This is a genomic window from Parashewanella hymeniacidonis (assembly GCF_016900895.1).
GTDB lineage: Bacteria > Pseudomonadota > Gammaproteobacteria > Enterobacterales > Shewanellaceae > Parashewanella > Parashewanella hymeniacidonis.
The window spans coordinates 35,650-47,010 of record NZ_JAFEUN010000019.1; the positions used below are offsets into that span (position 1 = coordinate 35,650).

Consider the following 11,361-nt stretch of genomic DNA (forward strand, 5'->3'; position numbering starts at 1 on the left):
ATAAATGTGTAGTAAAAATGTCAAATTGTCATTTAAATGTAACCTAATGGAAATAGAATTGTCATCGTTGCAATTGATACTGATGTTGTTTTGAAAATAACTCTACATAACTTTGGAGCATAAAATGAAACTGACAAGGCTTGTCGGCGCTATGACTTTAACTGCAGCTGGGCTATTCTCTGTAGCTTCTACAGCAGCAATCGACCCTAAATTGCCGACTTACGAGAAGAGCAGTGGTGTTTCTGGTAATCTATCTTCTGTTGGTTCTGATACTTTAGCAAACATGATGACGCTATGGGCTGAAGAGTTTCAACAACTTTATCCAAACGTAAACATTCAGATTCAAGCAGCAGGTTCTTCAACTGCACCTCCAGCATTAACTGAAGGTACGTCTCAATTTGGTCCAATGAGCCGTAAAATGAAGCCTAATGAAGTTGAATCATTTGAAAAGCATTATGGCTATAAGCCAACAGCCGTTCGTGTTGCAATTGATGCTCTGGCTGTTTTTGTACACAAAGATAACCCAGTGAAGGGATTAAGCATTCAACAAATCGATGGCATTTTTTCTTCTACTCACAAGTGTGGTGGTAAAGACGTTAAGCGTTGGGGTGATGTTGGTTTGAAAGGTAACTGGGCTCAAAAAGACATTCAGTTATACGGCCGCAACTCAGTTTCTGGTACTTACGGTTACTTCAAAAAGAAAGCACTTTGTAAAGGTGATTTCAAAGCGAATGTTAACGAGCAACCAGGTTCTGCATCTGTAGTGCAGTCTGCATCTCAATCTTTAAATGCTATTGGCTATTCAGGTATCGGTTATAAAACGGCTGGCGTAAAAGCAGTGGCATTGTCTAAGAAAGGCAAAAAGTATATCAAAGCAACATCTGAAAATGCTGCTAACGGTACTTACCCACTTTCGCGTTACTTATATGTTTATGTAAACAAGCATCCGAACAAGGATTTAGACCCAATGCAGCGTGAGTATTTACGCTATATATTGTCTAAACAAGGTCAAAAAGTTGTTGAGAAAGATGGCTATGTTGCACTTCCAAGTAAAGTAGCAATGAAAGATCTTAAAAAGCTTGGTATTAAATTATAAATAGTGACTTCTCATCATTAGAGATTTCATTTGAAAATGCCAGTCAGTAATCCTGACTGGCATAGGTCTAAGCCTTTTTAAATGAAAGCTGTATTTCACTCCATTCTCGATATGTAATCAAATGTGACCCACTCAGAGTAGTTTAGCCGCTGAAAAACTCCCGAAGGACAAGGCGAAAGATTTTCATATGCTGGAGGACATTAAAGTTTGAAACTTTTTACTTCCGAAGTTCGAAACTCACTTTTGTCGGATAAAAGTTTGCCAGAAATGAGTTAGGTTAAATACTCTAAGTAGGGCTCAGATTACGCTAAGTCTTTCCTAATTTGATAAATAATAGCATCACAATTAACTGGATATAACTTCCTCAAATAACATTTAAATGAAAGATAAACGGTCTCCCAAACTTACAGATCACGGTTATTACATTTGACTCGTAACTCTACCTAGATATTCCTGATGGAATTTTGTTAATCCTACAGAGGTTAAATAAAATTCATTATTTATAACTTATGAGCTGCGTTAATTTACTAGATTGTAGGTGATATCAGCATAGAGCTGCCTGAACCAGACGTCGTATTTAAAACGTTACATTAGGAATGTGGAGTGAAGATTTATGAGTGCAGCTTTTCCTGATACTAGAGTATACCCTTTAAGTTTAGCCTCTTGCCAACAGCCAATTGATTTTTCCAAAATGGCAGATGTAGACATTTTAAAAAATCTGAAGTTCATGGATTATAAAGACCATGAAAGAACAAAAACATCCATTGGCTTGGTGCTAGGCTATCTTAAACTAGCAGGTAAGGAAGAAGCTGAATACACAAAATATCCATGCAGTATCTACCTAGAAGGTTTTATAGAACTTTTAGAACAATTACCAATGGATATACAACGTAATTTCAGCATAACGAGTGAAACACTTAATGAAGGGGGGGAAACCTGTAGAGTTATTCGTTTATTTGTATGTTCGGCGGAAGATGCGTCAATAATTGTTGAATTTAAAATACCTAAAGATAAGAGCAGTGAAACGACTTTATTTGAAGATACAAAGTGTAATGACTTTATTCGAAGTATCTATAGATTAACACAAAGACAACAATGTGGAACTCCAGCACATCAAAAACTCCGAAACGTTACTGTTAGGTTGAAATACCACTCACCGGAAGTTCCATCAACCATTGACAGTCATTCCTCGTCTGCGTCAGCATCTTTGGCGATCACCAAAACATCAGCCTTACAAGATAAATCGGACTATTTCTCTTTTCCTGATACGGTTGCATTTGATAAAAGCCAAACAGAAGGTAGTACAGATATAGGTTTTTACGAAGGTGTTAATAATGTATTAACTCGTCCTGAAAATTACCATGGCAATGCAATAGGGTTAATTAATTCAGTAGTGTATTTACCTGGTGAATATACCTTCCTCTTCATTGTGGAACGTGACCAAGGAGCCAGTTGTTGCATAGGGGTTGTACCCAATGTTGATTTAACACTTTCGGCTTTAGAGTTAATTGATGCAGTAAATAGAGCGGGTAATAATATTTATGCGAGTTCAAAGGTGCATTGCATTCGTTCCTTTCATGGCAGGGTTTATCAAAATGGAAAAGAGGCTAAAGGGATAAAGGTTGATAAATTCTGGGAGCAAGGAACTTCGGTGGAAATGAAAATAACTGTGACAAAAAATAAAGCTGATATATGGTTTACTGTCGACAACAGACCTCAACTTTGCGATAAAGCCCACCCTAATGGGCAGCCTGTATTCTCTAATGTTTCTGTACCTTTGAGACCCTTAGTCGGATTCTATGCAGGAATGGAAAAAAAGATTACTCTCCTTCATGGAGAATTTACTGCCCCACAACTGGAATCTCCCGAGGTGCATCGGCCTCAACATCCTACTATAATGACAGAAATCCAAAGGCTGTCTATGTCTGATTATAGCTGGCCTGAAATAGTGGGGTTTTGCCCGAAGTATATTGTTGGAAATATTACAGTAGCTAAAAATTTAAGTGGCTCTTACGTAGAAAGGGCTTCATCTGAAAACAACGTAGCTTTATGTTGCTTAAATTGTATTTGCAATGCGCCAGGAACTTATGAGTTTAAATTTGATTTCACAGATGAAGGCAACGGAACTTGTGTTGGTTTTTTTGAAAATACAAGAGAACAAATAATAAAAGACCTTGTTAAGCCTGAAGATATTGACTCCATGTTGGGTAACCATAACTTGTGCGTTTTGCGTTTTTCTGACGCAACATGTTTCGATAGAAATATGAAACCAGAACAATTATCTAAAGTTTCACATATCAACCCAGCGACAGCAAAACTAGTATTCGAAGTACAAGTAAAAAGTGATAGGAGTTCAGATATTATATTACACTTGACTAGTAGAACTAACTCTGATGAAAAATTCTTAATTTCAACAGACATGAAAAGACTAACTCCTTTCGTTGCCTACTTTGGTAAAGGGAAGCAAACTTCTAAGTTAAAAGCCGCAAGTTATACCCCACTGAATAACTGAGTGTTCTAACAAAATATCCATCTCAAATGTGCTTGGATTTTACTGAAGTAAAATTAGACTTTCCAAGTAGGATTTATTTAGTCGCAAGCTTACATTTGGGGCAAAACCAAGCCAGTAATTTCAGATAACGTTGAGGGCTGCAACAGTTCCCCATGGCAAAGTTGTAATTCCCAGTTGGTTAAAAATAGCGTATGCGCAGCATGGACGCTGCGCTAGATTCTGGGGTGCATGGTCGTTATAGCACATCCATGTGCTTCACGACATTCAAGCGTCCTGCCTATCAGATGCACCATAGGAAGCGTTAGTTATTTTTTGCCATAAGAGGAATTACGTTTAACTTTGCGGGGCGGCACTGGGGTTTCCAAAGGGGAATTTGCTGAAGAATTCCCCTTTTGGCGGTGTGGTGTGCAGCCCCACGACTTTATAAACTTCATAGAAGTTTTGCTGTTTAAGCATTTAACGCGATGTTTCAAATCAATAAGGTAAGGCGCTGGATTCTCACTATAGATAAGTGGGAATGACGATATTATTTTGAATTTAGCTCATTGAAACCTATAAAGGTTTGGGGCAGAAGCTGGTTAAAATGAAGGTGATTGCCAGCTTAAACAGCCCGAAAAGTTTTAAGCTTTATTGTTTTATTTGAATTTTATTGTCCACCGACACCATAATTTTTTGTTGCACGTTTTTATGTTATCCCGATAGTACTTCAAACTTGCGCCTCACTCTGAAGCCCCTTCGCTCGATGGTAATACGATCATTGACGCATAAAAAATCCGATATCAGAAAATCTGGTATCGGATTTATAAAATTCATCAAGTTTGAGCCGTGCTTATTTGAATAATCTCAAATAAAAGTACTCATCATCAAATGAGTTAAATTACTGAGCTAGCAAACCACGGCTACGAAGCAATGGCTCGATACCAGCTTCTTTACCACGGAACTCTTTATACAGCTTCATAGGATCTTCACTTCCACCTTGTGAAAGAACGGTACCCATAAAAGCTTCCGCTGTAGCTTTATCAAAGATACCGTTTTCTTTAAACGCTTCGAATGCGTCAGCACCTAAGATATCAGACCAAATGTAGCTGTAGTAACCAGCACTGTAACCACCTGCAAAAATGTGCGAGAAGTACGTGCTGCGATAGCGCGGTGCAATCTCACCAATTAAGCCCATTTTTTTAACTGATGCAGTTTCAAATGCAGCAGCATCTTGAGGCTTAGTATCAGTCAGTGTATGCCAATCTAAATCAAGTAGCGTTGCAGCCATGTATTCAACGGTGGCAAAGCCTTGGTTGAATTTGCTTGCAGCTTGAATTTTATTTACAAGCTCTTGTGGAATAACTTCACCTGTTTTGTAGTGCTTAGCAAACTGCGCTAACACTTCAGGCTGAGTCATCCAGTTCTCCATTACTTGAGATGGGAACTCAACATAGTCACGCGGTACAGAAGTACCTGCTTGTGAGCGGTAGTTTACTTTTGAAAGCATACCGTGCAATGCATGACCAAACTCATGGAATAATGTGCTTGCTTCGTCAAACGTTAATAATGCTGGCTCACCTTCAGCTGGGCGAGGGTAGTTCAATACGTTAACGATGATAGGTTTAGAATCAACACCATTCATGTTGTATTGTTGACGGTAAGAATTCATCCACGCACCACCACGCTTGCTATCACGAATGAAGTAGTCACCCATGAATACAGCCATCAGCTCATCGTTTTTGTCGTAAACTTCCCAAGTACGAACTTCTTCGTTGTATTTAGGCAAGTCAGTACGCTCTTTAACTGTTATGCCGTATAGGCGGTTAGCCGTATAGAACACACCCTTAAGCGTATTTTCTAATGAGAAATATGGACGAGTTTGTTGTTCGTTAAAGCTGTATTTAGCAACACGAATTTTGTCAGAGTAATACCACCAATCCCAAGCCGCAACTTTGAACTTGCCACCGTCTGCATCAATCATTTTTTGAATGTCAGCAGCTTCAGCTTTTGCTTGTGCTAAGGCAGCAGGCCAGATACGGTTTAGCAGTTTATAAACATTGTCTGCAGTTTTAGCGGTACGCTCTTCTAATACGAAATCGGCGTGAGTTTTATAACCCATTAATTGAGCACGCTCAGCACGTAATGCTGCGATTTTTGCTAATGTTTCTTTGTTGTCATTCGCATTGTCGTTGTTACCGCGCTCGATATAACCTTTGTAGATTTTTTCACGTAATTCACGGTTGTCTGCATAAGTTAAAAACGGCGTGATAGATGGGCGTGACGTAGTGAATACCCACTTGCCTTCATGTCCACGTTTAGTAGCCATGTTAGCCGCACTTGCGATGACATCGTCAGGTAAACCTGCAAGGTCTTCCTTGTTGTCGATAACCATTTCAAATGCGTTTGTTTCAGCAAGTAGGTTGTCACCAAACTTAAGGTTTAGCTTGCCGATTTGAGCATTTAAGTCACGCAGTTTTTCTTTATCCGCTTCGTTCAGGTTTGCACCGCCACGAGTGAATGATTTATAGCTGTTCTCTAAAAGGCGAGTTTGTGCCGTATTTAGATTGAGTGCATTTCTGCGCTCGTAAACTGATTTAACACGCTGAAACAGCTTATCGTTTAGGTAGATATCATCGTTTAGTGATGAGAGCATTGGAGAAACTTCTTTGCTAAGCTCTTGAAGTTTGTCAGTAGTATCTGCGCCAGTTAAGTTATAAAAAACACTCGCAACTTTAGAGACTAAGTTACCTGAAAACTCCATTGCTTCAATGGTGTTCGCAAATGTAGGCTCGTCAGTGTTATTGGCAATAGCATCAATTTCAGCACGTTGCTGTTTAATGCCTTCTTTGAATGCTGGAAGGTAATGTTCTTCTTTGATTTTTGCAAAATCAGGCATGCCAAAGAAAGTGTCGTATGGCTTGAAGAATGGGTTGTCAGCTTGCTTGGCTGCAACTTGCTCTACAGCTTTAGCAGGTTTGGTTGCACCTTGCGTTGCTTTGTCTTCTGTTTCTTCGCTACCGCAAGCTGTTAAGGCTAACGCTAAAGTAATAGCGCTGACTAAGGGCTTGATTCTCGAACCTTTCATTTGGGTTCTCCCATTCTGTTGTTGTTTTTTGCCATTCATTAAGTATGAATAGCTGATGTAGAAAACCCTCAAGACAGCTACTGGCTTGAGGGTTAAAATAAGTAATCTATTTTTTTACCACGAATCGAGGGGGCAGAGCTAGTCAAATCCACTAAACTTTGTAACAAATATTTCAAAAAGTGAATTTATACCCATGAGACTATTCAGTGATCTATTTAAAAGGGACGTAGCTGTTGTTTAATCTCATCAAGTATTGCTGGATCGTCAATGGTTGATGGAATGACATACTCTTGCCCATCAACAATTTGCCTCAACACTTTGCGTAAAATCTTACCTGAGCGAGTTTTGGGTAGCCTTTCGACAATCAGAGCTGTTTTGAAGCAGGCAATAGCACCAATTTGTTCTCGAACTAAATGTACTAACTCTTTTTGAATGGTTTGATGTTGAAGCTCAATACCATCTTTTAATACGACGAGCCCGAGTGGTAGTTGACCCTTAAGTTCATCTTGTACGCCAATAACTGCACACTCTGCAATAGCATGATGTGAGGCAACAATTTCTTCCATTTCACCAGTTGAAAGTCGGTGGCCGGCGACATTAATCACATCATCGGTTCTGCCCATAATGAATAAGTAGCCATCATCATCGATATAACCACCATCACCAGAAACATAGTAACCAGGGAACTGTTCCAAATAAGAACGACGAAAACGGTCAGAATCGCCCCAAATGGTCGGTAAGCAACCTGGTGGTAACGGCAGTTGAATGGCGACAAAACCTTGTTCGTTCGTCGTAAGTTTTTCACCTGACTCATCCAAAATATCAATATTGAAACCCGGTACAGGCACGGTTGCTGATCCGGGCTTTGTTTCCATCATTTCAAGGCCAACAGGGTTCGCTGCAATAGGCCAACCTGTCTCCGTTTGCCACCAATGATCAACGAGTGGTAAACCTGTCTTTTCTTGTAACCAGTGGTAAGTTGGCGGATCTAAACGTTCTCCGGCGAGGTACAAACGTTCTAACTTACTGAGATCATATTGTTTTAGAAACTCAGCTTCAGGATCATCCTTGCGAACGGCGCGAAAGGCCGTGGGCGCAGTGAACATTGTTTTTACGTTATGCTCAGCACATACTCGCCAAAAGGCTCCTGCGTCTGGCGTTTTGACTGGTTTACCCTCATAGATAATGGTTGTGCAGCCCGTTAAAAGAGGGGCATAAACAATGTATGAATGGCCGACGACCCAACCAACATCTGAGGCTGCCCAATATACATCACCGGGTTCAACGCCATAAACGGTGTCCATTGAGTAGCGTAATGCTACGGCATGGCCACCATTATCACGCATAACACCTTTCGGTTTTCCTGTTGTACCTGAAGTATAAAGAATATAAAGAGGATCAGTACCTTTCAAGGCAACAGGATCGGCAGGTGATGCTTTAGAGGTCAGTTCTGCCCAATCTAAATCACGCCCTTCAATTAATTCAGCATTCACTTGTGGACGTTGAAGAATGACACAATGAGACGGTTTGTGCTCTGATTGCTCGATAGCATCATCCAATAATGGTTTATACGGTAGAACCTTATCTACTTCGATACCACAAGAGGCTGAAACAATCACTTTAGGTGTAGCGTCTTCAATTCTAACGGCTAACTCGTGCGGGGCGAAGCCACCAAAGACCACGGAGTGCACTGCGCCTAGACGGGCACAGGCTAGCATCGCCACTGCTGCTTCTGGCACCATGGGCATATAAATGACAACACGATCGCCTTTTTCGACGCCTAAACTTTGTAATGCGCCAGCAAATTTAGCGACTTGCTCAGTGAGTTCAGAATAGGTAATTTTTTTTATGGTATTGGTTACTGGAGAATCATAGATAATGGCATCTTGATCACCACGACCTTGTGAAACATGGTAGTCGAGTGCTAAATAAGAGGTGTTAAGCTCACCATCAGCGTACCACCGATGAAAACCTTCAGCATCTTGAGATAAAGGTCGCTTAGGTGATTTATACCAGTCAATTAATCCCGCCTTCTGATGCCAAAACGCTTCGGAGTTCTCAATTGATTGAAGGTACTCTTCCTGGTAACTCATATTCACACCCACTTTAACTTTCATCCGTTGTCGGTTCAGTGTAGTGAAACCTTATAGTTTGGAAATTAGACAAAGGTCGAAGTGGGTAGGTGAGCTTTCATTCTCTCTTACAAAAAACAATATTATGGTTCGTGTTACAATCTGCACCCCACAATTTAACAAGGAGATACATGAATATAGTTGTCGTGGTTACAGGAGCAAGTAGAGGGATAGGTGCCGCAACGGCATTATTACTTGCCAAAAAAGGCTATAAAATCTGCATTAATTATAAAAACAATCGTAAGTTGGCTGAAAGCTTAGTTAATATCATTTCTCAACAGGGCGGTTTTGCCAAATCTTTTCAAGCTGATGTTTCAAAAGAAGTCGAAGTTAACAAGCTAATTGATTTCACAAATGCCGAGTTAGGGGCCGTTACTCACTTGGTTAATAATGTCGGTATTTTACAAAAACAATCCCAACTTGTTGAGTTATCAGAAGATCGTATTAATCATATTCTTTCAAATAATGTCACCAGTTACTTTTTATGCAGCAAAGCTGCACTAGCAACAATGAAAAGCGGCAGTGCAATTGTGAATGTGGGTTCTGCAGCTTCGCGCCTAGGGGCTCCCAATGAATATATTGATTACGCTGCGTCTAAAGGTGCGATTGATTCATTAACGAAAGGGTTGTCTTTAGAGGTGGCGCCACAAAATATTCGAGTAAATTGCGTTCGGCCAGGTTTGATTGAAACGGGCATTCATGCCGATGGCGGTGAATCTGATAGAGCCATTCGCACCGGTAAATCATTACCACTAGGTCGAAGCGGAAAACCAGAAGAAGTTGCGCAAGCGATCGCTTGGCTATTGTCTGACGAAGCATCATTCGTAACGGGTTCGTTTATTGATTTAGCAGGAGGAGCATAATGCTCGAAGCATGGATTTCACTGGTTTTAACGTCCTTATTGCTATTAGGTTCTCCAGGTCCTGCACCTTTAGCATTGGCCGCCGTTGGTGCAACTGCAGGCGTAAAGAAAGGTATTCCTTTTTTAATGGGGATATTAAGCGGTTTAGTGGTTGCTATTACGTTTGCAGCTGTTGGTCTAGCAACGTTATTCGACCATTATCCATATGCTAAGTTGGTATGTGAAGTTTTAGGTGCGATATATATCGTGTATGTAGCCTATAAAATTGCATCGGCTCCTGCTTTATCAAACGCAAATGATATCGAAGTACCAGATTTCAAAGATGGCTTTATTCTAAACTTACTGAACCCCAAAGCGTATGCTGCATTTTTAGCGGTTTTTGCTCAATTTCTATTGCCTTATACTACTGAAGTTACAAGCTACATGATGACAGCAGTTGGATGTTTTTTTGTTGCAGTGTTTGTTGATACGCTCTGGTTGATGGCTGGTGGAATATTAAGACCGTTTTTAAGTGATCCTAAAAAGTTGCGAGTCACACGGATAACCTTTGCTGTAATAATGGTCCTGATGGTGATTTACGCTTTATTCTTTTCTTAACGAATAAAACATCAGAGAAAATGTATTATGGAATGGGTCATGGTTTTATTTAGATGTATTTTAATTAATACATTTATCGTTCTAGTGGAGGAGCATAATGCTTGAAGCCTGGGTTTCACTGGTTTTCACAGCACTCATGTTATTGGGTTCTCCTGGCCCCGCATGCTTGGCTCTTGCGGCTGTTGGTGCGACTTCTGGTGTAAAAAAAGGCATTCCTTTCTTATTAGGCATTCTGAGTGGGCTGAGTATAGTCATAACGCTTACTGCCTTTGGCTTAGCTGCATTGTTTGAGCATTATCCATATGCCAAATTGATCTGTGAGAGCATAGGAGCGCTCTATATTCTATATCTGGCCTATAAAATGGCGTCTGCTCCAGCTTTATCTAATGATAATGATATTGACGCCCCTGTTTTCAAAGAAGGCTTTATTCTTAATTTGCTCAACCCTAAAATTTATGCATCATTTCTAGCTGTCTTTGCTCAATTTTTATTCCTTATAAAACCGTAACTATGAGCTATTTAATGACCGCCTTAGGATGCTTGCTCGTTGCCACGACGGCGGGATTGGTGTGGTTAATCGCTGGTGGTGTGTTAAGGCCGTTTTTGAGCGAACCAAAAAAGTTGCGGGTAACTCGGATAGTCTTTGCTGTCACTATGGTTGTCATGGTGGTTTATGCTTTATTTTTTTCTTAATGAATTAAGTGAGGTGAGGAGTGCATCTAATTGAGTTTGACTAATACCAAGCGTACTCAATTGGTTCTTAATGTGCAGTGACCAGTCCTTTTTATATTGATTTTTATTGTTTGAAAGGGCAATGAATATCTGTGTATTGATTGAGTTCAACTCTTGTCTTAATTTGTATAATGACTTAACTGTTTGTGGTTTTTCATTCTTACTCATCTCTTGTTTTTGAATTTGTTTACAGCTCAGTATTAATTGTTGAGTGAAAGCTAACACTGATTCAGAGCTTAAGTGGGAACCCATCAAACATGGGTAACAAATTAAGAAGAAAAATCTGAGGAGAAAAGCTTTATTTTTGAGATAATAAGTCAACCACGACAACTATCAAAATAAAATGGCGATTCTGAACAAAACACC

General features: G+C 40.0%; 8 protein-coding genes. 6 read left to right on the forward strand and 2 right to left on the reverse strand.

Going from position 1 to position 11,361, the window contains the following annotated elements:
- The first annotated feature begins 124 nt into the window (after nucleotides 1-124).
- Both JQC92_RS05945 and JQC92_RS05950 read left to right on the forward strand, forming a co-directional pair.
- Nucleotides 125-1,096, forward strand: a complete 972-nt coding sequence (locus JQC92_RS05945) for a PstS family phosphate ABC transporter substrate-binding protein (RefSeq protein WP_204998789.1) — start codon at nucleotides 125-127, stop codon at nucleotides 1,094-1,096.
- A gap of 613 nt (nucleotides 1,097-1,709) precedes the next feature.
- Nucleotides 1,710-3,608 (forward strand): hypothetical protein, encoded by a 1,899-nt coding sequence (locus JQC92_RS05950; RefSeq protein ID WP_204998790.1) that lies wholly within the window; start codon nucleotides 1,710-1,712, stop codon nucleotides 3,606-3,608.
- Between the two features lie 877 nt (nucleotides 3,609-4,485).
- On the opposite strand, the gene JQC92_RS05955 is transcribed toward JQC92_RS05950, so the two are convergent.
- Both JQC92_RS05955 and JQC92_RS05960 read right to left on the reverse strand, forming a co-directional pair.
- Nucleotides 4,486-6,672 (reverse strand): M3 family metallopeptidase, encoded by a 2,187-nt coding sequence (locus JQC92_RS05955; RefSeq protein WP_204998791.1) that lies wholly within the window; start codon nucleotides 6,670-6,672, stop codon nucleotides 4,486-4,488.
- 215 nt (nucleotides 6,673-6,887) lie between these two features.
- Nucleotides 6,888-8,765, reverse strand: a complete 1,878-nt coding sequence (locus tag JQC92_RS05960) for a propionyl-CoA synthetase (RefSeq protein WP_204998792.1) — start codon at nucleotides 8,763-8,765, stop codon at nucleotides 6,888-6,890.
- Between the two features lie 170 nt (nucleotides 8,766-8,935).
- Here JQC92_RS05960 and JQC92_RS05965 point away from each other — a divergent pair, with 170 nt between their 5' ends.
- The 4 genes from JQC92_RS05965 (at nucleotide 8,936) to JQC92_RS05980 (ending at nucleotide 10,956) form a co-directional block, all read left to right on the forward strand.
- On the forward strand, nucleotides 8,936-9,667 hold the full coding sequence (locus JQC92_RS05965) for an SDR family oxidoreductase (RefSeq protein ID WP_204998793.1): 732 nt from the start codon (nucleotides 8,936-8,938) through the stop codon (nucleotides 9,665-9,667).
- Nucleotides 9,667-10,263 carry a LysE family translocator gene (locus JQC92_RS05970; RefSeq protein WP_204998794.1) on the forward strand — a complete coding sequence of 199 codons (597 nt, stop codon included), beginning with the start codon at nucleotides 9,667-9,669 and terminating at the stop codon, nucleotides 10,261-10,263. The genes JQC92_RS05965 and JQC92_RS05970 overlap by 1 nt, the downstream gene beginning before the upstream one ends.
- A gap of 97 nt (nucleotides 10,264-10,360) precedes the next feature.
- On the forward strand, nucleotides 10,361-10,771 hold the full coding sequence (locus JQC92_RS05975) for a LysE family translocator (protein WP_204998795.1): 411 nt from the start codon (nucleotides 10,361-10,363) through the stop codon (nucleotides 10,769-10,771).
- 14 nt (nucleotides 10,772-10,785) lie between these two features.
- A complete protein-coding gene (locus JQC92_RS05980) occupies nucleotides 10,786-10,956 on the forward strand; it encodes a hypothetical protein (protein ID WP_204998796.1) in 171 nt (56 codons plus the stop codon).
- The last annotated feature ends 405 nt before the right edge of the window (nucleotides 10,957-11,361 follow it).

Bases quoted from the DNA above. Each gene is read 5' to 3' on its own strand.
- JQC92_RS05955 (WP_204998791.1), bottom strand. From the start codon at position 6,672: ATGAAAGGTTCGAGAATCAAGCCCTTAGTCAGCGCTATTACTTTAGCG.
- JQC92_RS05965 (WP_204998793.1), top strand. From the start codon at position 8,936: ATGAATATAGTTGTCGTGGTTACAGGAGCAAGTAGAGGGATAGGTGCC.
- JQC92_RS05950 (WP_204998790.1), top strand. From the start codon at position 1,710: ATGAGTGCAGCTTTTCCTGATACTAGAGTATACCCTTTAAGTTTAGCC.
- JQC92_RS05970 (WP_204998794.1), top strand. From the start codon at position 9,667: ATGCTCGAAGCATGGATTTCACTGGTTTTAACGTCCTTATTGCTATTA.
- JQC92_RS05960 (WP_204998792.1), bottom strand. From the start codon at position 8,765: ATGAGTTACCAGGAAGAGTACCTTCAATCAATTGAGAACTCCGAAGCG.
- JQC92_RS05945 (WP_204998789.1), top strand. From the start codon at position 125: ATGAAACTGACAAGGCTTGTCGGCGCTATGACTTTAACTGCAGCTGGG.
- JQC92_RS05975 (WP_204998795.1), top strand. From the start codon at position 10,361: ATGCTTGAAGCCTGGGTTTCACTGGTTTTCACAGCACTCATGTTATTG.
- JQC92_RS05980 (WP_204998796.1), top strand. From the start codon at position 10,786: ATGACCGCCTTAGGATGCTTGCTCGTTGCCACGACGGCGGGATTGGTG.